This window comes from Pseudomonas sp. HMSC065H01 (assembly GCF_001815235.1).
Classification (GTDB): domain Bacteria; phylum Pseudomonadota; class Gammaproteobacteria; order Pseudomonadales; family Pseudomonadaceae; genus Pseudomonas; species Pseudomonas aeruginosa.
The window spans coordinates 523,498-544,621 of sequence record NZ_KV819937.1; the positions used below are offsets into that span (position 1 = coordinate 523,498).

Sequence of the window (21,124 nt, forward strand, 5' to 3'; positions counted from 1 at the left end):
TTGACCTCGTCTGGCAAGAGGTCTATAAAACCCCCGCCCGCAGAGCCGGGCACTTTCTTTCCCCCTACGAAGAGAGCCATGGACAGTATTCCCAGTAGTCGTCGCCCGGCCCAGCAGATGCCGGCTGGTGCGATGACCCAAACCAACGCACGACGGAACCCGCAACGGGTCGGTCGGTTGAGCGGCATCCTGGGCTGACCCACTGCTTCTCACCCGTGTCCGGCACGCCGGGTACAGGTGAGTCATGAACTTCGAGAATTCGGTATCCCCCGGCGTATCCGCCTTCGTGGCGAAGATGCGCGTGCGCGCCGCGCAGTCCCCCGGCGCGATCCTTCCCGGCCACGGCCATCCTGCGAGCCTCGCCTGGCGTGTCGACCCGGCCGGCGGTCGCCTGGAGTATCGCCGCCTGGAGACGCAGGTCGAAGAGAACCCTGAGAGCGGTCGCCGCCCGATGCGCGGCTGACCCTTTCTCCTGCCCAACCCTTCGCACAAGGAGCCTGCCATGGACGAACCACCAAGTCGGCCTGCTGCGTGCCGCCTGAGCGGCCGCGCGCAGTGGGCCTCACCCGGACAAGCCGAACATTCTTCCCACCGATCGCGAACATCGCGACCCGGCACGCCTTTGCCTGTCACCTGACCGGCAACCGACTCGTGTCGCCGTCGCGCAGCTCGCGACAGGAGACCGAGTCATGAGCGTAGCGACCCAACGCAATACCCAGCTCGATACCGAGCGCCGCAACGACCGACTGTCCATGCGCGCCGCCCGCGAAGCGCAGAACAGCCTGGAAACCACCCTCACCAACGTCCGCGGTCGCCAGGATGGCCTCGACCAGGCCGAGGCCGCCGCCCGGCTGCACGCCGACGGCCCCAACGAAGTGGCCCACGACCGTCCGCCACACGTCCTGGTGCAATTGCTGCAGGCGTTCAACAACCCCTTCATCTACGTGCTGATGACGCTCTCTGCGATCAGCTTCTTCACCGACTTCTGGCTGCCCCTGCAGGACGGTGAGGAAACCGATCTCACCGGCGTCATCATCGTCCTCTGCATGGTCCTGGTCAGCGGCCTGATGCGCTTCTGGCAGGAATACCGTTCGGGCAAGGCCGCCGAGGCGCTCAAGGCCATGGTGCGGAACACCGCCACCGTGCTGCGCCGCGACGAGCGCGGGATGCGCGGCGAGCTGCGGGAAATCCCCATGGGCGAACTGGTGGTCGGCGACATCGTGCGCCTGTCCGCCGGCGACATGATCCCCGCCGACATCCGCCTGATCGAATCGCGCGACCTGTTCATCAGCCAGGCCGTACTCACCGGCGAGGCGCTGCCGGTGGAGAAATACGACACCCTCGGCGCGGTCCGCGAGAAGTCCGCCAAGCGGATCGCCGCCGACCAGCAGGACCTGCTCGAACTGCCGAACATCTGCTTCATGGGCACCAACGTGGTCAGCGGCACGGCCACCGCGGTGGTGGTCGCCACCGGTGCGCGCACCTATTTCGGTTCGCTGGCCCGTTCCATCGTCGGTTCGCGGGCGCAGACCGCCTTCGACCGTGGGGTGAACAGCGTCAGTTGGCTGCTGATCCGCTTCATGCTGGTGATGGTGCCGATCGTGCTGCTGATCAACGGTTTCACCAAGGGCGACTGGACCGAGGCGTTCATGTTCGCTCTCGCCGTGGCGGTCGGCCTGACCCCGGAAATGCTGCCGATGATCGTCAGCGCCAACCTGGCCAAGGGCGCGGTGGCGATGTCGCGGCGCAAGGTGGTGGTCAAGCGCCTCAACGCGATCCAGAACTTCGGCGCCATGGACGTGCTCTGCACCGACAAGACCGGCACCCTGACCCAGGACCGGATCATCCTCGAGCATCACGTCGACGTTGCCGGCCGGCGCTGCGACCGGGTCCTGCAAATGGCCTGGCTGAACAGCTTCCACCAGTCCGGGATGAAGAACCTGATGGACCGCGCGGTGGTCGCCTTCGTCGAACAGAACCCGCGCATCACGCCGTCGGATGCCTGGCGCAAGGTCGACGAACTGCCCTTCGATTTCGTCCGTCGGCGTCTCTCGGTGATCCTCGAGGGCAAGGACGGCGAACACCTGCTGGTGTGCAAGGGCGCGGTCGAGGAAATGCTCGAGATCGCCACCCGCGTGCACCAGGACGGTGTCGACCTGCCGCTCGACGAGGAACGCCGCCGGGCCCTGCTGGCGCTGGCCGAGCAATACAACCGCGACGGCTTCCGCGTGCTCCTGCTCGGCACCCGCAGCCTCTCGCGCACGGAGTCCCAGGCCCAGTACGGCGCCAGCGACGAGCGCGACCTGGTGATCGCCGGCCTGCTGACCTTCCTCGATCCACCGAAGGAAACCGCCGGCCCGGCCATCGCCGCGTTGCGCGAGAACGGCGTGGCGGTGAAGGTGCTCACCGGCGACAACCCGGTGGTCAGCGCGAAGATCTGCCGCGAGGTCGGCCTGGACGTCGGCGAGCCGCTGCTCGGTCGCGACATCGACCTGATGGACGATGCCACCCTGCAACGCCTGGCCGAGGAGCGCACGGTGTTCGCCAAGCTGACGCCGCTGCAGAAGTCGCGGGTGCTCAAGGCCCTGCAGGGCAACGGACACACCGTTGGCTTCCTCGGCGACGGCATCAACGACGCCCCCGCGCTGCGAGATGCCGATGTCGGCATCTCGGTGGACAGCGGCACCGACATCGCCAAGGAATCGGCCGACATCATCCTCCTGGAAAAAAGCCTGATGGTCCTGGAGGAGGGCGTTATCAAGGGCCGCGAGACCTTCGGCAACATCATGAAGTACCTGAACATGACTGCCAGCTCCAACTTCGGCAACGTGTTCTCGGTACTGGTGGCCAGCGCCTTCATCCCCTTCCTGCCGATGCTGGCGATCCACCTGCTGCTGCAGAACCTGATGTACGACATCTCCCAGCTGTCGCTGCCGTGGGACAAGATGGACAAGGAATTCCTCGCCAAGCCGCGCAAGTGGGACTCGAAGAACATCGGCCGCTTCATGGTCTGGATCGGCCCGACCTCGTCGATCTTCGACATCACCACCTACGCGCTGATGTGGTTCGTGTTCGCCGCCAACAGCCCGGAAATGCAGTCGCTGTTCCAGTCCGGCTGGTTCATCGAGGGCCTGCTCTCGCAGACCCTGGTGGTGCACATGCTGCGTACCCAGAAGATTCCCTTCATCCAGAGCACCGCGGCGCTGCCGGTGATGCTGATGACCGGGCTGGTGATGGCGCTGGGCATCTACGTGCCGTTCTCGCCGCTGGGAGCGATGGTCGGCCTGCAGCCGCTGCCGTGGGAGTACTTCCCCTGGCTGGTGGGCACGCTGCTCTGCTACTGCGTCACCGCGCAGACCATGAAGACCCTCTACATCCGCCGCTTCGGCCAGTGGTTCTGAGCGATCGGCCGGGCTTCGTCCCGGCCTTTCCCGGCGCGTCGGCAAGCCTCGCCGCGCCGCGCAACGCACACCGGACCCACGCATGGAGAGACGCATCATGACCCTGCACGACCGGCGCCCGCGGGCGCCCCTTTTCCAACCGCTGCCGGCCGCGCTGCGACGCGCCCTGTCCTGGCGCCTGGGCTTCGTCGCCGCCGCGCTCGCCTGCGTCCTGCTGCTGGCGCTGCTGTCCGAGGCTCGCGCCGCGGGCGGCGCCTACCGGGTCGACGACGGCGAGATCGACCCCGTCGGCGAATGCAACCTGGACGCCTGGCACCAGCGCGAACGCCACCACGGCAACCGCTACCAGTCGGTGCTGTCGCCAGCCTGCACCTTCTCCGCCCTACCATCGGTGCAGCTCGGCGCGGCGCTGGTGCGCGAGGGCGACGCAGGCGATCGGCACAGCCGCCTCAGCCCCGAGCTGAAGACACCGCTGCTGGCCCGCGACGACCTCGGCCTGGCGTTGGCCTTCGCGCTCTCGGCGGATCTCTACCTGGACCGCCGGCACGCCTTCGAAGGCGCCGGCTTCAACCTGCCGCTGAGCTACCAGCCGTTCGAGGCCCTGCGCCTGAACGCCGGGGTCGGCCTGGGGCATGCCTACGCCGAGGGCGAGCGCCGGCATCGCTGGAACTGGGGCGTGGGCATGGAATACCGGGTCGGCCAGCCGTTGACCCTGATCGCCGAACGCTTCGGCGAGTCGGCCGGCGACAGCGGCTGGCAGGCCGGACCGCGGCTGCACCTGGGCGAACGGCTGGACCTCGATCTGCTGCTCGGCGGCCACCTGCGCGGCGAGCGCGAGCGATGGCTGGTCTCGGGAGCGACCTTGCGTTTCTGAGCCCAAGGGCGTGCCGCGCTGCGGCGCGCTCCTCCACCGAGGAAGCAGCCATGAACGTCGTACGCAAATGCCTGGGCGCGTCTCGCCGCGCGCTCTGTGGCCTGGCAGCACGGCTGCTGGCGAAGGCCGCGCACCTGCTGATGGTGGTCAGCGTGCGCGCATACGCCAGCGGCCGCCTGAGCCAGGTCGAAGTGAAATACCTGCTGGACTGCTCGAGCGCGCTCAACCGTGCATCGCTCAGGCTGGCCATGGGTCAATGAGCCCGTTCCCTTCACGATCCATTCCGAACCGGGAGTTCCGCCATGCTGGGAACCATCCTCCTGATCAACCTGGCCGGTGCCGTGGCCCTCCTGTTGTGGGGCACGCACATGGTCTCCAGCGGCGTGCTGCGCGGTTTCGGCACTGTGCTGCGCAACTGGCTCGGCCGCCACCTGGGCAACCGCTGGCTGGCCCTGCTCGCCGGGCTCGGCATCACCGGCCTGCTGCAGAGCAGCACCGCCACCAGCCTGATGGCAGCGTCCTTCACTGCCAGTGGCACCCTGGGCCTGGCGCCGGCGCTGGCAGTGATGCTCGGCGCCAACGTCGGCACCACCCTGGTGGTGCAACTGCTCAGCTTCGACACCTCGTTGCTGGCGCCGCTGGCCCTGCTGTCCGGCCTGCTGCTGTTCCGCCTGGGCGACGGTCCACGCCTGGAGAGCCTTGGCCAGTGCCTGATCGGACTCGGCCTGATGCTTCTGGCGCTGGCGTTGCTCGGCCATTCCCTGCAGCAGATCGAGGCCTCGCCAGCCTTTGTCGCGGTGATCCACGGCCTCGAAGGCGATCCGCTGATCGCCCTGCTGCTCGCCGCGCTGCTGACCTGGGCCTGCCATTCCAGTGTCGCGGTGGTACTGCTGGTGGCGTCCCTGGCCCAGGCCGGACTGGTCTCGCTGCCCATCGCCCTGGCCCTGGTGCTCGGTGCCAACCTCGGCGGCGCCTTGCCGGCGCTGGGGGTGGCCGGTAGCCGGGTGGCGCGGCGCCTGCCGTTGGGCAACCTGCTGGTGCGCCTGCTCGGTTGCCTGCTGGTGCTGCCCTGGCTGACGGCGCTGGCGCAACCGGCCAACGCACTCGGCGGTGCGGCGGCGGTCTGGTTCCACAGTGCTTTCAACCTGGCCCTGGCACTGCTGGCGATCGGCTTCACCGGACCCCTTGCGGCGCTGCTCGCGCGCCTGTTGCCGGAAGAGGCACAGTCCGACGAGCCGGGCATGCCGCGCTACCTCGACGAAGCCGGGCTGGAGGTGGCCAACATCGGCCTGGCCAACGCTACTCGCGAAGTCCTGCGGCTGGCCGACATGGCCAGTCTGATGCTGCGCGCCACCAGCGGCCTGTTGCAGCGACCGGAGGCGAAGGTGGCGGCGGAAATCCGTCGCCAGGACCAGGCCCTCGACCAGTTGAGTGCGGCGATCCGCGCCTACCTGGCAGACCTCGGCCAGGACGGCCTCGGCGACAGCGACGCCGATCGTGCCCAGGAAATCCTTCTGTTCGCCATCAACATCGAGCACATCGGCGATCTCGTCGCCAACAGCCTGCTGCCCCTGGCGATGCGCTGGGCCGGGCGCAGCCGCGCCGGCAGCGAGTTCGAGCTGGGCCGCATGCTGCCGTTGCAGGCGGCGATCGAGGAGAGCCTGCACCTGGCGATCAGCGCGTTCCTTCGCGAAGACCTGGACGCCGCGCTGCGCCTGGTGGCGCGCAAGAAGTTGCTGCAGCGACTGGAGGCCGATGCCAGTCGCGAGCGCTTCCGTCGCCTGCGCGACGATCGTGGTGCCTGGGTGGAGTCCGGTGACGTGTTCCAGCGCATTCTCCGCGACTACCGACGCATCCACCATCATGTCACCGCCCTGGCCTATCCGCTGCTCGAACGCAGCGGCATCGATCCGATGGCGAAGCGGCCGGACGAGCCAGGGCAAGGGGAGGGATCGGCATGCGCCTCCTGATCTGCGCCGGACGCCATTTCAAGGACGCCGAACGCCTGCGCCTGGCGCTCGACCAGTGCCACGGCCTGCAACCGGTGGCGCTGCTCGGCCACCTGCTGCATGCCGGCAGCGGCCTGCCGGACGAGGCCGAGCGCTGGTGCCGCGAGCGTGGCGCGGATTCGCGCGCCTACGATTATCCGGAGCGCAGTGGCAGCGACAACGCCCTGCGCGAGTATGGCGAGGGCGTCCTCGGCGAGGCCGCGCCGGACCTGGTGCTGGTGTTTCCCGGTGGGCGCCTGGCCAGCGAACTGGTACAGGTCGCGCACGCTGCCGACGTCCCGCTGATGCTCGCCTATCGTCCGCTGTCGGCGCCCTGAGCGGCGAACCAGCCATCGCGGCGGGTCAGGCGCCAGCCGTAGGCGGCCAGGACCAGCCCGCGCAGCAGCATGAAGGCGAGGAACGCCAGCCATAGCCCGTGGTTGCCCAGCCCCTGCAACAGCCAGCCGAGGGGCAGGCTGGCGGCCACCGCGACGAGCATCGCGTTACGCATCTCGCGGGCGCGGGTGGCGCCGATGAACAGGCCGTCGAGCAGATAGCTCCACATCCCCAGCAGCGGCAGGCAGGCCAGGTACGGCAGATAGGCGTAGGCGACTTCGCGGACGCCGGCGATGTCGCTCTGCAGGTCGATGAACAGGTGGCCGAACAAGGCGAACAGCGCGGCGAACGCCAGGCTTGCCAGCAGCGACCAACCACCGGCTACCACCAGCGCGCGGCGCAGGGCGGCTCGGTCGCGGGCGCCGATGGCGTGGCCGCAGAGCGCCTCCACCGCGTGGGCGAGACCGTCGAGGGCGTAGGACGTCAGGAGCAGGCCGTTGAGCAGCAGGGCGTTGGCGGCTACCGTGGCGTCGCCGAGGCGGGTGCCCTGTACGGTGAGCAGGAAAAACACCAGTTGCAGGGCCAGGCTGCGGATGAAGATATCCCGGTTGACCATCAGCAGCGGCAGCCACGACAGCCAGTGGCGCAGGCGTTGCCACTGCGCCCGCCCGGGGCGCCGGGCCAGGTCGCGGCGGGTCAGGGCCAGGCCGAGCAGGGCGCCGCTCCATTCCGCCAGCACCGAGGCGCGGGCCGCGCCTTGCACGCCCCAGTCGAGGCCGTGGACGAACCAGAGCACCAGGGCGATGTTGCTCAGGTTGGTGGTCAACAGGATCGCCAATGGCGCCCGTGCGTTCTGCGTGCCGAGGAACCAGCCGACCAGTGCGTAGCTGGCCAGGGCCGCCGGCAGGCCGAGCAGGCGGGTATGGAAGAAGGCGCGGGCCTCGCCGGTCAGTTCCGCCGAAGGTTGCATCAGTTGCAGGGCCCAGCCGCTCAGGGGCAGGGCCAGCGCGCCGAGCAGCAGGGCCAGGAGCAGCGCCATGCCCAGGCCCTGGGCGAGGATCAGGCGCAGCGCGCCGCCATCGTCGCGGCCGGCGGCCTGGGCGGCGAAGCCGGTGGTGCCCATGCGCAGGAAGCCGAGCACGCCGACCATCAGGGTGTACAGGCTGCCGCCCACGGCTACCGCGCCGAGCTGGTAGGCGTGCGGCAGGTGGCCGACCACCGTGCTGTCCACCAGGTGCACCAGGGGAACGGAAACGTTCGACAGAATCATCGGCCCGGCCAGCGCCCAGACCCTGTGGTGGGTCGGGGCGTGGCGCCAGGCATCGCGCAACAGGCTCATGGGGTCCTCCGGATCGGCCGGGCAGTATAGCGACGGCGGCGAGGCCTGCGGAAAACCCGTTTTTCATATCCGGTAACAGACCTCTGCCTGCCGTGTATTCCTTGTCCGACGCGGCTTCCAGGCCTGCCGCGGGGAACCCTGCGAAAACCTGTCAGGAAGCTTGCGCAGCGCTAACCGCGGGGCTTTGCGCACCTTCCTAGAATGCCGGCGTCGGTTGTTTCCAGAGGAAGCCATGCATGCTCCTGGGGCGTTTCGTCTCGGTCGGCGCCGGTGCCACCGCCGTTCATTACCTGGTGCTGACCCTCCTGGTCGAGGGCTTCGCCGTCGGCGCCGCCGTGGCCGCCGCGACGGGAGCAGGCTGCGGGGCTCTGGCTGCCTACCTGGGGCATCGCCGGAAGACTTTCCGCCACCGTGGCCCGGTGTTCCGTTCGCTGCCGCGCTTCTTCGCCGTCAGCCTGCTTTGCGTACTCGGCAACGCCGTCCTGGTGTTGCTGCTCGGCGACCTCGCCGGACTCGACTACCGCCTGGCCCAGCTCGCCGCGACCGGCGCACTGCTGTTGGCGACCTATCACCTTCATCGACTCTGGACCTTCTCATGATGATCGAACCTTCCCTGGCGTCGAAGCTCGAGGCCCCCTGCCTGCTCAGCGTGGTAGTGCCGGTGTTCAACGAGGAGGCGGTGCTGCCGGCCTTCCACCAGCGCCTGGGCGCCGTGCTCGGCGACCTTGGCGACGATTGCGAGGTGCTCTATGTCGACGACGGCAGCACCGACCGCAGCGCGACGATCCTCGCCCAGCTACAGGCCGCCGACCGCCGGGTGGGCGTGGCCCGCTTCACCCGCAACTTCGGCAAGGAACAGGCGATGAGCGCCGGGCTCAAGCTGTCGCGCGGCGCCGCGGTGATCGTCATCGATGCCGACCTGCAGGATCCCCCGGAACTGATCCCGCAGATGCTCGACGCCTGGATCGGCGGCGCCGAAATGGTCAACATGCGCCGCCGCAGCCGGGCCGGCGAAAGCTGGCTGAAGCGCGCCTCGGCGAGCGCCTTTTACCGTTTGATCAACCGCCTCAGCGAGGTGCCGATCCCGCGCGACGTCGGCGACTTCCGCCTGCTCGACCGGCGGGTGGTCGATGCCCTTTGCGAGCTGCCGGAAGGCAATCGCTTCATGAAGGGACTGTTCGCCTGGGTCGGTTTCCGCCAGGTCGATATCGCCTATAGCCGCGCCGCCCGCGTCGCCGGCCACAGCAAGTGGCGCTACTGGCGGCTGTGGAACTTCGCCCTGGAAGGCATCACCGGGTTTTCCACCGCGCCGCTGAAGGTCGCCGGCTACCTCGGCCTGCTCAGCCTGTTGGCGGCCCTGGCGACCCTGCTCGCCGGGATCTTCGGCCAGCAGGAGATCCACGAACACTGGCCGGTGATCGCCGCGCTGTTCCTGATCGGCGGCCTGCAACTGCTGGCCATCGGCGTGTGCAGCGAATACCTCGGGCGGATGACCATGGAAGCGCGGCGCCGCCCGCTCTACCTGATCGACCGCTACCTGCCGGCTCAGGTCGGCGGGGCCAATCCGTGAGGGCGCTGCGCGGCTGGCCGCTGGCCTGGCTCCTGCTCGCCCTGGCCTTCGCCATCCGCCTGCTGAGCCTGGGCAGCTATCCGCTGATGGACACCACCGAGGCCCGCTATGGCGAGGTGGCGCGGAAGATGGCCGAACTGGGCGACTGGATCACGCCCTGGTACGACGTCGGCGTGCCGTTCTGGGGCAAGCCGCCGCTGGCCTTCTGGCTCAGCGCCGGCGGCCAGCTTCTGCTCGGCGCCAACGAGTTCGCCAGCCGCCTGCCGCACTGGTTGCTGGGCGTGCTGGTGCTGTGGCTGGTATGGGACTGGCAGGCTCGCGAAGATCGTCGGCAGGCGCGGATCGCCTGCGTCCTGCTGGGCAGTTCGGCGCTGTTCTTCGTCGCCTCCGGGGCGGTAATGACCGACATGGCCCTGGCCCTGGCGCTGGTCCTGGCCATGCGCGGCTTCTGGCTGGGCCTGCATGGCGCGGAGGGAATCCGGCGCCGCGAGGGCTGGCTGATGTTCCTCGGCCTCGGCCTCGGGTTGCTGGCGAAGGGGCCGCTGACGCTGATCCTCGCCGGATTGCCGATCGGCCTGTGGGCCTTGCTGGAGTGGCGCTGGCGCGCGCTCTGGCGAGGCCTGCCATGGATCCGCGGAAGCCTGCTGATGCTCCTGGTGGCCGCGCCCTGGTACCTGCTGGCGGAGTTGAAGACGCCGGGCTTCCTCGAGTACTTCCTGCTCGGCGAGCATTGGCAGCGCTTCGTCACCGCCGGCTGGGACGGCGACCGCTACGGCAATGCCCACGCCTATCCCTACGGCAGCGTCTGGCTGTTCCTGCTGGCCGCCGCGTTTCCCTGGAGCCTCTGGCTGCCGCTGCTGCTCTGGCTGGGCTGGCGCCAGCGCGGGGAGGTGGTCGATGGCGTCGCCTCGCGCAGGCGCTACTGGCTGTTCTGGGGACTGGCGCCGTGCCTGTTCTTCACCTTCGCCGGCAACGTCCTCTGGACCTACGTGCTGCCCGGCCTGCCGGCCCTGGCGTTGCTCGCCGCCGACCTGCTGCGCGCGCCGCTGGCGCGCAGCGCCTGGCTGCGGCGTGGCGGGTTGGCTTGCCTGGCACTGACCCCATTGCTGTTCGCGCTGTTCCTCGGCTCCCTGCTGCTGGGCTCGCGCGCCGAGCAGAAGTCCACCGCCGCGCTGCTGGCCAGCGACGCCGGCTGGCGCGAGCGGCCGCTGGTGTTCTGGCCGAAGCGGCCGTACTCGGCAGTGTTCTACAGCGGCGGGCGGGCGCAACGGGCGGAGGACAGCGAGCTGGCCGGCTGGTTGCGTCGCGACGCCCTGCTGGCGATCCGCTCGCGTTCGTTCGGCGCCTTGCCCGACGAGGTGCGCCAGCGCTTGCGCTGCCGGCCGCCGGTGGGACAGTACCAGTTATGCCAGGGCGTGGCGCCGCCTGGCTGAGACTACCTCGGCCGGTAGGCGCAGTAGCCGGGACGCGGGCCGATGCGCGGGTGGTTGCGGCAGGTGTCCGGGCGGCGGGCATAGATGGTGCATAGGCGGGTCTTGCGGTCGAGGTACAGGCAGTCGCCGTTGGCCATGCGGGTGAGGGTGAAGATCTCGCGCTTGTGGTTGAAGTGCTCGATCACGCCATCCTTTTCCAGTCGCTTGGCGATTCGCTTGGCCGGCTCCTCGCGCTCGAACTCGTCGACCAGTCGCATGCGGATCAGGTCGTCGATGCGCACTTCCACCGGCAGCGTGCAGCAGGTCGCGTTGCACTCGCCGCACAGGCCTTCGCGGTATTTCACCCAGGTATCCAGGCGGTCGGGGTCGGCGGCGGCGAGCGGGATTTTCTTCATCGGCGGGCGGGTGCGGGGAAAACGGGCGCGCAATGATAGTGGCTGCGCGCCCGTTGCGCTCGTCCGGGCGATGAGCGTCAGTGCCGTGGGTCCTCCCGCCATACCGGCCGGTCCTGCTCGTCCAGCGCCCAGTGCGCGGTGCCGGCGCGCAGGCATACGCCGCCGACCCAGCGTTCGGGGGCGCCGAGGTCGAGGCGGTAGCGCCGCCCGGCCAGGACCTCGCGGCCCGCAGCGGTCAGGGCCAGCGGCTGGCGTTCCCAGGGCAGTTCCGGCGCCGGCGTGCGCAGCAGCGCGCCGGGCTCTTCCAGCAGCGCGCGGAGCAGGACGCGGAACATCAGGTCGCCGAGATAGGGCAGCGGCTCGCGCCGTGCGGTCAGCTCGGCGAAGACCTGGCCGGCGCTCGGCCGCTCGCTGTCGCGGACGATCTCCAGGGTCAGCCGTTCGCTCAGCGACAGGCCGTCGCGCAGGGCCGGCAGTTCATGCAGTTGCCGACGCAGCGCCGGCCCCAGCAACGGTAGCGCCGGGGTCGGCGCGGCGGCCAGTTGCGCCCAGCGCAGTGGCGCCGGATCGCGGTAGGCGTCCCAGGCCGCGCGGGCCAGCGCCAGGGCTTCGGCGTCCAGCGGGCGACGCCGGGTCCATAGCCAGGCGAGCAGCTCAGGCGCCAGTTGGCCGATGCCGACGAAGCGCTCGACGCCTGGCACGCGGTCGATCTCGATCAGTTCCAGGTGCTCCGGCGGCGTCTGCATTCCTGCCAGCACCCGGACCAGGAACAACTGGTCGTAGGCATCCGCCTCGCACCAGAGCGCCACCCGCGAGTATTCGCCGAGCCGCTCGAGCCCGGCGTATTCCTGGCGCTGGCGGGCCTGGGCGTCGGCCGGGTCGAGGTCGAAGGCGCGGCTCAGGTAGTCGCTGCGCAGGGCGAGGAACTCGGGCAACGGCAGGTTCGGCACCGGTCCCATGGTCAGCGGGTCGGCGAACATCCGGAAGCCGCCGCGAAAGCCGGCGAGCTTCAGGCCGTGGGCGATGTCGTTGCCGCAGCGCAGGTGCAGGGTCGCGGCCTCATCGCCGCCGACCAGATCGGGGTGGCGGCTGGCGAAGGCGATGGCGTCGACATGCGCCTTGAGTCGCGGCCAACTGGCGAAGCCCAGTTCGCGCGCCACCTGCCACTGGGCGTCGGCCAGGCGCGGCGCCTGCCCCGGAAGCCCTGTACGGCTGGCCGGGTCGCGGCGCCACTGGCGCAACAGCTCCTTGGCGCGCTTGCGTTGCTGTTCGAGATTGATCCGGCCGTCGCCGAGAATGCGGGAAAAGGACATACGATCTCCTCTGCAGCCTTGTCCGCCATCAGGCCTGGAGTCGCATGCGCGATGCGTGGGGTGGATCGCCTGGGCGCTGCCCTTTCCGCGGACGGGAGGCGTGGAGAACGCCGAGGCCGACTATAGGCCGGCCGACGCGTCCGCGGCAAGACGCACTCAGCCCTTGCGGATCATCCAGATGCCGGCGCCGATCAGTGCCAACCCGCCCAGCTTCAGCGCGCTGATCGGTGCCTCGCGGAAGCCGGCCCAACCGAAGTGGTCGAGGCTCATGGCCATGCCCAGCTGGCCGGCAAGCACCAGCACCATGAACATCAGCGCGCCGATGCGCGGTGCGGCGAAGGCGGCGATGAAGATGAAGAACATGCCGAGGAAACCGCCGCACCAGTGCCACCAGCTCAGCCCGCGCAATGCCGCCAGGCCGGGAAACTCGCGCTGCGAGAGGGTCAGGGCGAGCAACCCGAGGGTGCCGACGAAGAACGAGATCAGTGCCGCGGCGAGGACGCTGGACACCTGCTTGGCCAACTGGCCGTTGATCCCTGCCTGCAGCGGCAGGCAGGCGCCGGCGAGCAGGGGCAGGACGAACAGCCACCAGGGTGGAGTGGGCATGCAAGACTCCTGGAACGATGACGGCGAGCGCGCCCCGCGCATGGCGAGGGACGGGCCGGAGTGGTACGGGGAGTCGCACAGTATGCACCAGGCGGGGGCGGAGGAGGAAAACGCGAGACCCCATCGCACGCCCTCGGATTCCGCCCGGCGGGTAACCGCGAGCGGTTGTTCGCTCTACGGCAGCCATACCGCCAGCGGCGTTATCCCCCTACAAGCGCGCCGCCAGCATGGCCCCCTCGCGAATCGCCCGCTTGGCATCCAGTTCCCCTGCCACCCGCGCCCCACCGATCAGGTGGAAGCGCAGGCTTTCCGCCGCCTGGCTGATCTGCAACTCGCGCAGCGGCTCCTGGCCGGCGCAGATCACCACGTTGTCCACCTCCAGCCAGCGTTCCTCGCCGTCGACGCGGATCAACAGGCCGCGTTCGTCGATCTTCAGGTACTCCACCCCGCCGAGCATCCGTACGGCGTTGTGCCTGAGGTGCGCGCGGTGTACCCAGCCGCTGGTCTTGCCGAGCCGCGCGCCGGGAGCGCCGGGCTTGCGCTGGAGCAGCCAGACCTGGCGCGCCGGCCGCGTCGGAGCGGGTTCGCGGAGACCGCCGGGCTGGCTGTTGTCGAGGTCCACGCCCCATTCCGCGAGCCATTCGCCGAGCGCCCGCGGCTGGCCGTCGCTGGGCGCGGCGACGAGGAAGGCGGCGACGTCGAAGCCGATGCCGCCGGCGCCGACGATGGCGACCCGCGCGCCCACCGGCGCGCCGCGCAGCACGTCCACGTAGCTGAGTACGGTCGGTCCGCCGATGCCGTCGATCCTTGGCCGGCGTGGCTGGATGCCGGTGGCCACCACCACGTCGTCGAACTGACCGTCCAGCTCGCCCTGGCGCACCCGGTGGCCGAGGCGCAGGTCGACGCCGAGGCGTTCCAGACGCACGCGGAAGTAGCGCAGGGTTTCGCGGAACTCCTCCTTGCCGGGAATCCGCTTGGCCAGGTTGAACTGCCCGCCGATTTCCCCGCTCGCCTCGAACAGGCTGACCCGATGCCCGCGCTCGGCGGCCACGCAGGCGGCGGAGAGCCCGGCGGGGCCGGCGCCGATCACCGCGATGCGCTTCTGCGTGCGCGCCTTGCGGTAGCGCAATTCGGTCTCGAAGGCCGCCCGCGGGTTGACCAGGCAGGTGGCGCGGCGGTTGGCGAAGGCATGATCGAGGCAGGCCTGGTTGCAGGCGATGCAGGTGTTGATCTCCTCGGCCCGGCCGGCGCCGGCCTTGGCCACGAACTGCGGGTCGGCCAGCAGCGGCCGGGCCATCGACACCAGGTCGGCCTTGTCGGTGGCGAGCAGGGATTCGGCGACCTCGGGGGTGTTGATCCGGTTACTGGCGATCACCGGCACCTTCAACTCGTGGCGCAGCCGTGCGCTGACCTCGGCGAAGGCCGCGCGCGGCACCGAGGTGACGATGGTCGGCACGCGCGACTCGTGCCAGCCGATGCCGGTGTTGAGCAGGGTGATTCCGGCTTCCTCCAGGGCCAGGGCGATGCGCCGCACCTCGTCCCAGGTATTGCCGCCCTCGACCAGGTCGAGCAGCGACAGGCGATAGCAGAGGATGAAGCGTTGGCCGACGATCCGCCGGATGCCGCGGACGATCTCCAGCGCCAGGCGCATGCGGTTTTCCAGCGGGCCGCCCCACTGGTCGTCGCGGCGATTGGTGCGCGGGCAGAGGAACTGGTTGAGCAGGTAGCCTTCGCTGCCCATCACCTCCACGCCGTCGTAGGCGGCGGCCTTGGCCAGCCGCGCGCAACGGACGAAGGCGCGGATGGTCTTGCGGATGCCGCGCTCGGAGAGCTCGTGCGGGGTGAACCAACTGATCGGCGACTTCAACGGCGAGGCGGACACCGCCATCGGGTGGTAGCCATAGCGCCCGGCGTGGAGGATCTGCAGCAGGATCTTGCCGCCCTCGGCATGCACCGCCTGGGTCAGGCGACGATGGGCGGGCACCTCCAGGGCGCTGGTGAGGCTGCTGCCGAAGGGCAGCAGCCAACCTTCGCGGCAGGGCGCGAAGCCGCCGGTGACGATCAGCCCGACGCCGCCCCGGGCACGCTCGCGGTAGTAGGCAGCGAGCTTGCCGAAGTCCCACAGACGATCCTCCAGCCCGGTGTGCATCGAACCCATCACCACGCGGTTGCGCAGACGGGTGAAGCCCAGGTCCAGCGGGGCCAGCAGGTGCGGATAGGGAGCGGCGGCGAGCGGCGGGTAGGGGTTGCGCATGGCGCGGTTCCGGTAGCCAGGGACGCTTCACCATAGGAAGTTGCGCCGCCGCCGAATGCGGCCCGCTTGCCGGAACCGCCAGGCATTTCGGTCAAGCCGGCGGACTGGCTGATCGGATAGGTGCTCGCTGCGCTGCACCGCTGTGGCCCCGGGTGACAGGCATCGAAAGCTCTCCGACAGCACTTGCGGCGCGGCGGGCGGAATGGGAACGGCGGCGCTGTTACCCGGGGTAATGGCGTGCGCCGGGAGCCCAACTTAAGCACGGCTCGACGCCTTTGGCGGCGCTGTCAGGCTGGGGTTCCGGCCCGCCCAGCACGTGCCTTGCCAACTGCCTGTCCAATCCGAACGGAGTCTCGACGATGAACAAGAACAAGACGTTCCTCGCGGCGGCGCTGGTAGCGCTGGCCGCCAGCCTTCCCGTGCACGCTGCGACCGACTACACCCGCACGCGCTATCCCATCGTGCTGTCCCACGGTCTGTTCGGCTTCAAGAGCGTCGGCCCGGTGGACTACTGGCACGCTATCGTGCCGGCCCTGGAGAAGGACGGCGCGAAGGTCTTCGCCACCTCGCAGTCGCCGGTGAACAGCAACGAGGTGCGCGGCGAACAGCTACTGGCGCAGGTGGAGGAAGTCCTGGCCCTGACCGGCGCGGAGAAAGTCAACCTGATCGGCCACAGCCAGGGCGGCATGACCGTGCGCTACGTCGCCGGGGTGGCGCCGCAACTGGTGGCCTCGGTCACCACCATGGGCACGCCGCACAAGGGCACGCCGGTAGCCGACGCGGTGACCGGCTTCAGCGAGTTCCTCGGGCCGATCGGCACCGAGGTGATCGCCTCGGCGGTGGAGGCGCTGTTCTCGGTGGTCGACATCGTCGACGGCGGCGAGTGGGTCAAGGGCGACGCGCTGGCTGCCCTGAACAGTCTCAACACTCCCGGCACCGCGCGGTTCAACCAGCGCTTCCCGCAGGCGATCCCGGCCAGCGCCTGTGGCCAGGGCGCGGAGACGGTAGCCGGGGTGCGCTACTACTCGATGAGCGGCACCGGCTCCCTGACCAATGCGCTCGACCCGAGCTCCGCCGGCCTGGCGGTGACCGGGCTGCTGTTCGGCGAGGCCAACGACGGTCTGGTCGGCCAATGCTCCAGCCACCTGGGCAGCGTGGTGAAGGACAACTACCGGATGGACCATCTGGACGAAGTCAACCAGTTGCTCGGCCTGGTCAGCCTGTTCGAGAGCGACCCGACCCAGGTCTATCGGCAGCATGCCAATCGCCTCAGGAACGTCGGACTCTGATCCGCTCGCCGGGTCGCCGCAGCCCTAGGCGACCCGGCATTAGTCTTTGGTCTAATGGCACCTGGATATCACCTCCTGTTCGCGCGCCTCGCGGCGTTCGGACCTGTCCCGATTCCGCGCACCTTGCTGGACAAGGTTTGCGCCGCCGTGTAATGACTCCGGTCAAGGCAGAAAAACCCAGCGTTCGTGTAGGGTTCGCTGCCCCGTAGCCATGCCCGGCTGGCGTACCGCGCCAGGCTGGCTATCTTTTAACCAGAGACATCCGGCCATGTCCCGGGTGTCCTTTGCCTGATGCAGGAGATGCACGATGGATATGAACCGTCGGCAATTCTTCAAGGTCTGCGGTATAGGCCTTGGAGGATCGAGCCTTGCGGCGCTCGGGATGGCCCCCACGGAGGCCTTCGCCGACCAGGTCCGCCACTTCAAGCTGGCGCACACGGTCGAGACCCGCAACACCTGTACCTACTGTTCGGTCGGTTGCGGCCTGATCATGTACAGCCAGGGCGACGGCGCCAAGAACGTCGCGCAGAACATCATCCATATCGAGGGCGACGCCGACCATCCGGTCAACCGCGGCACCCTCTGCCCGAAAGGCGCCGGCCTGCTGGACTACATCCACAGCCCGAACCGCCTGAAGTATCCGGAAGTGCGCGAGGCCGGCTCCAGCGAGTGGAAGCGCATCGAGTGGGACGAAGCCCTCGAGCGCATCGCCAAGCTGATGAAGGAAGACCGCGACGCCAACTTCGTCGAGAAGAACGAGCAGGGCCAGACCGTCAACCGCTGGTTGACCACCGGCTTCCTCGCCGCGTCCGCCTCGTCCAACGAGGCCGGCTACATCACCCACAAGGTGATGCGCTCCCTCGGCATCCTGGGATTCGACAACCAGGCGCGTGTCTGACACGGCCCGACGGTGGCAAGTCTTGCCCCGACGTTTGGCCGTGGAGCCATGACCAACCACTGGACCGACATCAAGAATGCCGATCTGGTGCTGATCATGGGCGGCAACGCCGCCGAAGCCCACCCGTGCGGATTCAAATGGGTCACCGAAGCCAAGGCGCACAACAAGGCGCGGCTGCTGGTGGTCGATCCGCGTTTCACCCGTTCCGCCTCGGTCGCCGACTACTACGCGCCGATCCGGACCGGCACCGACATCGCCTTCCTCGGCGGCCTGATCAACTACCTGCTGGAAAACGACAAGATCCAGCACGAATACGTGCGCAACTACACCGATGTCTCGTTCATCGTGAAGGAAGGCTTCAGCTTCGAGGACGGCCTGTTCAACGGCTACGATGCCGAGAAGCGGACCTACCCGGACAAGTCCTCCTGGGGCTACGAGATCGGTGAGGACGGCTATGCCAAGGTCGACCCGACCCTGACCCACCCGCGCTGCGTGTTCAACCTGCTCAAGCAGCACTACAGCCGCTACACCCCGGACGTGGTGAGCAACATCTGCGGTACGCCGAAGGACATGATGCTCAAGGTCTGGGCGGAAATCGCCGAGACCTCCAAGCCGGGCAAGGTCATGACCATCATGTACGCCCTGGGCTGGACCCAGCACTCGGTAGGCGCGCAGATGATCCGCACCGGCGCGATGGTCCAGCTGCTGCTGGGCAACATCGGCATGCCCGGCGGCGGCATGAACGCCCTGCGTGGCCACTCCAACATCCAGGGCCTGACCGACCTCGGCCTGCTGTCCAACTCGCTGCCGGGCTACCTGACCCTGGCGATGGACGCCGAGCAGGACTACGACGCCTACATCGCCAAGCGCACGGCCAAGCCGCTGCGCCCGGGACAGCTGTCCTACTGGCAGAACTACGGCAAGTTCCACGTCAGCCTGATGAAGGCCTGGTTCGGCAAGTCGGCGACCAAGGAAAACAACTGGTGCTACGACTGGCTGCCCAAGCTCGACATGCCGGGCGCCGGCTACGACGTGCTGCGCTACTTCGACATGATGTACCAGGGCAAGGTCAACGGTTACTTCTGCCAGGGCTTCAACCCCATCGCCTCGTTCCCCAACAAGGCCAAGGTCGGCGCCGCGCTGGCGCGCCTGAAGTGGATGGTGGTGATGGACCCGCTGGTGACCGAGACCTCGGAGTTCTGGCGCAACGTCGGCGAGTACAACGACGTCGACACCGCCAGCATCAAGACCACGGTGTTCCGCCTGCCCACCTCCTGCTTCGCCGAGGAAGACGGCTCGATCGTCAACAGCGGCCGCTGGTTGCAGTGGCACTGGAAGGGCGCCGAGCCGCCGGGCCAGGCGCGTCCGGACATCGCCATCATGGCCGGGCTGTTCCACCGCCTGCGCGAGATGTACCGCAAGGACGGCGGGGCCTTCCCCGACCCGATCCTCGGCCTCGACTGGTCCTACCTCAAGCCCGACGAACCGGGCCCGGACGAACTGGCCCGGGAGTTCAACGGCAAGGCCCTGAGCGACCTGGTCGACCCGGCCAACGGCATGATCCTGGCCAAGGCCGGCGAGCAGTTGCCGGGCTTTGCCCTGCTGCGCGACGACGGCAGCACGGCGAGCGGCTGCTGGATCTTCGCCGGCTCCTGGACCCAGCAGGGCAACCAGATGGGCCGCCGCGACAACAGCGACCCCTACGGCATGGGCCAGACCCTCGGCTGGGCCTGGGCCTGGCCGGCGAACCGGCGGATTCTCTACAACCGCGCCTCGGCCGACGTCAGCGGCAAGCCGTGGGACCCGGAGAAGAAGCGCCTGGTGTGGTGGAACGGCAAGTCCTGGGGCGGCACCGACGTGCCCGACTACAAGGCCGACGTACCGCCGGAAGCCGGGATGAACCCGTTCATCATGAACCCCGAAGGGGTGGCTCGCCTGTTCGCCGTCGACAAGATGGCCGAAGGCCCGTTCCCCGAGCACTACGAGCCGTTCGAGACGCCGATCGGGGTGAACCCCTTGCACCGCGACAACCGCAAGGCGATCAGCAACCCGGCGGCACGGGTGTTCAAGAACGACATGGAACTGTTCGGCACGGCCGACGAGTTCCCCTACGCGGCGACCACCTACCGGCTCACCGAGCACTTCCACTACTGGACCAAGCACTGCCGGCTGAATGCGATCACCCAGCCCGAGCAGTTCGTCGAGATCGGCGAGGCGCTGGCCAAGGAGCTGGGCATCAATGCCGGCGACAAGGTCAAGGTCTCCTCCAACCGCGGCTACATCAAGGCGGTGGCGGTGGTGACCAAGCGCATCCGCCCGCTGCAGGTGGACGGCAAGACCGTGCACCACGTCGGCATCCCGATCCACTGGGGCTTCGCCGGCATGGCGCGCAACGGCTTCCTGGCCAACACCCTGACCCCCTTCGTGGGCGACGGGAATACCCAGACGCCGGAGTTCAAGTCATTCCTGGTCAACGTGGAAAAGGCGTGAGGTGAAACATGAGTAGTCAGGACATCCACGCCCGCTCCGCGACCACCACGCCGATGCCCTCGGTGCGGAATCAGGAGGAAGTGGCGAAACTGATCGACGTGTCCAAGTGCATCGGTTGCAAGGCCTGCCAGGTCGCCTGCTCGGAATGGAACGAGCTGCGCGACGAGGTCGGCCACAACCACGGCACCTACGACAACCCCATGGACCTGACGGCCGACTCGTGGACGGTGATGCGTTTCACCGAGCACGAGAACGAGGCCGGCAACCTCGAGTGGCTGATCCGCAAGGATGGCTGCATGCACTGCGCCGAGCCGGGCTGCCTGAAGGCCTGCCCGAGCCCGGGGGCGATCGTGAAGTACGCCAACGGCATCGTCGACTTCAACCAGGACAAGTGCATCGGTTGCGGCTACTGCATCACCGGTTGCCCGTTCGACATCCCACGGATCTCGCAGAAGGACCACAAGGCCTACAAGTGCAGCCTGTGTTCCGACCGCGTCTCGGTGGGCATGGAGCCGGCCTGCGTGAAGACCTGCCCGACCGGCGCCATCGTCTTCGGCAGCAAGGAGGACATGAAGGAACACGCCGCCGAACGCATCGTCGACCTGAAGAGCCGCGGTTACGAGAACGCCGGCCTGTACGACCCCGAAGGGGTGGGCGGTACCCACGTGATGTACGTGCTGCACCACGCCGACAAGCCGTCGCTCTATGCCGGCCTGGCCGACCAGCCGAGCGTCAGCCCGCTGGTCAGCCTGTGGAAGGGCGTGACCAAGCCGCTGGCGCTGCTGGCCATGGGCGCCACGGTGCTCGCCGGGTTCTTCCACTATGTGCGCGTCGGTCCCAACCGCGCGGACGACGAGGAAGACCACGGGCAAGCCGAGGCACCGGTGCACCAGGTCGATCCGTCGGTACACACCTTTGACCCGCACGAGCGTCGTTGA

17 protein-coding genes are annotated in these 21,124 nt (G+C 68.6%); 12 read left to right on the forward strand and 5 right to left on the reverse strand.

What is annotated here, in order from left to right; translation table 11 throughout:
- Positions 1-244 precede the first annotated feature (244 nt).
- From HMPREF3014_RS31865 to HMPREF3014_RS31890, 6 genes are all read left to right on the forward strand, one after another.
- A complete protein-coding gene (locus tag HMPREF3014_RS31865; protein ID WP_003095337.1) occupies positions 245-463 on the forward strand; it encodes a hypothetical protein in 219 nt (72 codons plus the stop codon).
- Between the two features lie 226 nt (positions 464-689).
- Positions 690-3,401: a magnesium-translocating P-type ATPase gene (gene mgtA, locus HMPREF3014_RS31870; RefSeq protein ID WP_003095335.1), complete on the forward strand. Its 2,712-nt coding sequence runs from the start codon at positions 690-692 to the stop codon at positions 3,399-3,401.
- Positions 3,402-3,498: 97 nt separating this feature from the next.
- Positions 3,499-4,275 (forward strand): hypothetical protein, encoded by a 777-nt coding sequence (locus HMPREF3014_RS31875; protein WP_023087848.1) that lies wholly within the window; start codon positions 3,499-3,501, stop codon positions 4,273-4,275.
- 50 nt (positions 4,276-4,325) lie between these two features.
- On the forward strand, positions 4,326-4,535 hold the full coding sequence (locus tag HMPREF3014_RS31880) for a hypothetical protein (RefSeq protein ID WP_003104324.1): 210 nt from the start codon (positions 4,326-4,328) through the stop codon (positions 4,533-4,535).
- Between the two features lie 42 nt (positions 4,536-4,577).
- Positions 4,578-6,245, forward strand: coding sequence for a Na/Pi cotransporter family protein (locus tag HMPREF3014_RS31885; protein ID WP_003104322.1), 1,668 nt, complete (start codon positions 4,578-4,580; stop codon positions 6,243-6,245).
- A complete protein-coding gene (locus HMPREF3014_RS31890; RefSeq protein ID WP_003104321.1) occupies positions 6,233-6,601 on the forward strand; it encodes an SLOG family protein in 369 nt (122 codons plus the stop codon). Before HMPREF3014_RS31885 ends, HMPREF3014_RS31890 begins: the two co-directional genes overlap by 13 nt.
- On the opposite strand, the gene HMPREF3014_RS31895 is transcribed toward HMPREF3014_RS31890, so the two are convergent.
- A complete protein-coding gene (locus HMPREF3014_RS31895; protein ID WP_003095327.1) occupies positions 6,577-7,938 on the reverse strand; it encodes an MATE family efflux transporter in 1,362 nt (453 codons plus the stop codon). The two genes, HMPREF3014_RS31890 and HMPREF3014_RS31895, sit on opposite strands and share 25 nt — an antisense overlap.
- 236 nt (positions 7,939-8,174) lie before the next feature.
- Here HMPREF3014_RS31895 and HMPREF3014_RS31900 point away from each other — a divergent pair, with 236 nt between their 5' ends.
- The 3 genes from HMPREF3014_RS31900 to HMPREF3014_RS31910 are packed head-to-tail and all read left to right on the forward strand — an operon-like array spanning position 8,175 to position 10,941.
- Entirely contained in the window at positions 8,175-8,537 is a 363-nt protein-coding gene (locus HMPREF3014_RS31900; RefSeq protein WP_003095326.1) for a GtrA family protein, read from the forward strand.
- The gene (locus HMPREF3014_RS31905) at positions 8,534-9,508 is read left to right on the forward strand and encodes a glycosyltransferase family 2 protein (protein WP_003107470.1); all 975 of its coding nucleotides are present in this window, start codon (positions 8,534-8,536) and stop codon (positions 9,506-9,508) included. Before HMPREF3014_RS31900 ends, HMPREF3014_RS31905 begins: the two co-directional genes overlap by 4 nt.
- On the forward strand, positions 9,505-10,941 hold the full coding sequence (locus HMPREF3014_RS31910; protein ID WP_023086687.1) for an ArnT family glycosyltransferase: 1,437 nt from the start codon (positions 9,505-9,507) through the stop codon (positions 10,939-10,941). Before HMPREF3014_RS31905 ends, HMPREF3014_RS31910 begins: the two co-directional genes overlap by 4 nt.
- Positions 10,942-10,943: 2 nt before the next feature.
- Here the strand turns inward: HMPREF3014_RS31910 and HMPREF3014_RS31915 are convergent, their stop codons facing one another.
- The 4 genes from HMPREF3014_RS31915 to HMPREF3014_RS31930 form a co-directional block, all read right to left on the reverse strand.
- Complete coding sequence (locus HMPREF3014_RS31915; protein WP_016852173.1) at positions 10,944-11,438, reverse strand: YkgJ family cysteine cluster protein; 495 nt, start codon at positions 11,436-11,438, stop codon at positions 10,944-10,946.
- Entirely contained in the window at positions 11,414-12,649 is a 1,236-nt protein-coding gene (locus HMPREF3014_RS31920) for a DUF1835 domain-containing protein (protein ID WP_003116093.1), read from the reverse strand. Before HMPREF3014_RS31920 ends, HMPREF3014_RS31915 begins: the two co-directional genes overlap by 25 nt.
- A 156-nt stretch (positions 12,650-12,805) precedes the next feature.
- Positions 12,806-13,255 carry a DMT family transporter gene (locus tag HMPREF3014_RS31925; RefSeq protein ID WP_003095321.1) on the reverse strand — a complete coding sequence of 150 codons (450 nt, stop codon included), beginning with the start codon at positions 13,253-13,255 and terminating at the stop codon, positions 12,806-12,808.
- Positions 13,256-13,463: 208 nt separating this feature from the next.
- Positions 13,464-15,509: an NADPH-dependent 2,4-dienoyl-CoA reductase gene (locus HMPREF3014_RS31930; RefSeq protein ID WP_016852172.1), complete on the reverse strand. Its 2,046-nt coding sequence runs from the start codon at positions 15,507-15,509 to the stop codon at positions 13,464-13,466.
- Positions 15,510-15,868: 359 nt separating this feature from the next.
- Here HMPREF3014_RS31930 and lipC point away from each other — a divergent pair, with 359 nt between their 5' ends.
- The 3 genes from lipC (at position 15,869) to fdxH (ending at position 21,124) form a co-directional block, all read left to right on the forward strand.
- Complete coding sequence (gene lipC, locus HMPREF3014_RS31935) at positions 15,869-16,798, forward strand: lipase LipC (protein ID WP_003095318.1); 930 nt, start codon at positions 15,869-15,871, stop codon at positions 16,796-16,798.
- 307 nt (positions 16,799-17,105) lie between these two features.
- Positions 17,106-20,186 carry a formate dehydrogenase-N subunit alpha gene (gene fdnG / locus HMPREF3014_RS31945; protein ID WP_010895684.1) on the forward strand — a complete coding sequence of 1,027 codons (3,081 nt, stop codon included), beginning with the start codon at positions 17,106-17,108 and terminating at the stop codon, positions 20,184-20,186.
- A gap of 8 nt (positions 20,187-20,194) precedes the next feature.
- Positions 20,195-21,124, forward strand: a complete 930-nt coding sequence (gene fdxH / locus HMPREF3014_RS31950) for a formate dehydrogenase subunit beta (RefSeq protein ID WP_003106793.1) — start codon at positions 20,195-20,197, stop codon at positions 21,122-21,124.

Coding starts and splice junctions, on each gene's coding strand:
- HMPREF3014_RS31865 (WP_003095337.1), top strand. CDS start 245: ATGAACTTCGAGAATTCGGTATCCCCCGGCGTATCCGCCTTCGTGGCG.
- mgtA (WP_003095335.1), top strand. CDS start 690: ATGAGCGTAGCGACCCAACGCAATACCCAGCTCGATACCGAGCGCCGC.
- HMPREF3014_RS31875 (WP_023087848.1), top strand. CDS start 3,499: ATGACCCTGCACGACCGGCGCCCGCGGGCGCCCCTTTTCCAACCGCTG.
- HMPREF3014_RS31880 (WP_003104324.1), top strand. CDS start 4,326: ATGAACGTCGTACGCAAATGCCTGGGCGCGTCTCGCCGCGCGCTCTGT.
- HMPREF3014_RS31885 (WP_003104322.1), top strand. CDS start 4,578: ATGCTGGGAACCATCCTCCTGATCAACCTGGCCGGTGCCGTGGCCCTC.
- HMPREF3014_RS31890 (WP_003104321.1), top strand. CDS start 6,233: ATGCGCCTCCTGATCTGCGCCGGACGCCATTTCAAGGACGCCGAACGC.
- HMPREF3014_RS31895 (WP_003095327.1), bottom strand. CDS start 7,938: ATGAGCCTGTTGCGCGATGCCTGGCGCCACGCCCCGACCCACCACAGG.
- HMPREF3014_RS31900 (WP_003095326.1), top strand. CDS start 8,175: ATGCTCCTGGGGCGTTTCGTCTCGGTCGGCGCCGGTGCCACCGCCGTT.
- HMPREF3014_RS31905 (WP_003107470.1), top strand. CDS start 8,534: ATGATGATCGAACCTTCCCTGGCGTCGAAGCTCGAGGCCCCCTGCCTG.
- HMPREF3014_RS31915 (WP_016852173.1), bottom strand. CDS start 11,438: ATGGCGGGAGGACCCACGGCACTGACGCTCATCGCCCGGACGAGCGCA.
- HMPREF3014_RS31920 (WP_003116093.1), bottom strand. CDS start 12,649: ATGTCCTTTTCCCGCATTCTCGGCGACGGCCGGATCAATCTCGAACAG.
- HMPREF3014_RS31925 (WP_003095321.1), bottom strand. CDS start 13,255: ATGCCCACTCCACCCTGGTGGCTGTTCGTCCTGCCCCTGCTCGCCGGC.
- HMPREF3014_RS31930 (WP_016852172.1), bottom strand. CDS start 15,509: ATGCGCAACCCCTACCCGCCGCTCGCCGCCGCTCCCTATCCGCACCTG.
- lipC (WP_003095318.1), top strand. CDS start 15,869: ATGAACAAGAACAAGACGTTCCTCGCGGCGGCGCTGGTAGCGCTGGCC.
- fdxH (WP_003106793.1), top strand. CDS start 20,195: ATGAGTAGTCAGGACATCCACGCCCGCTCCGCGACCACCACGCCGATG.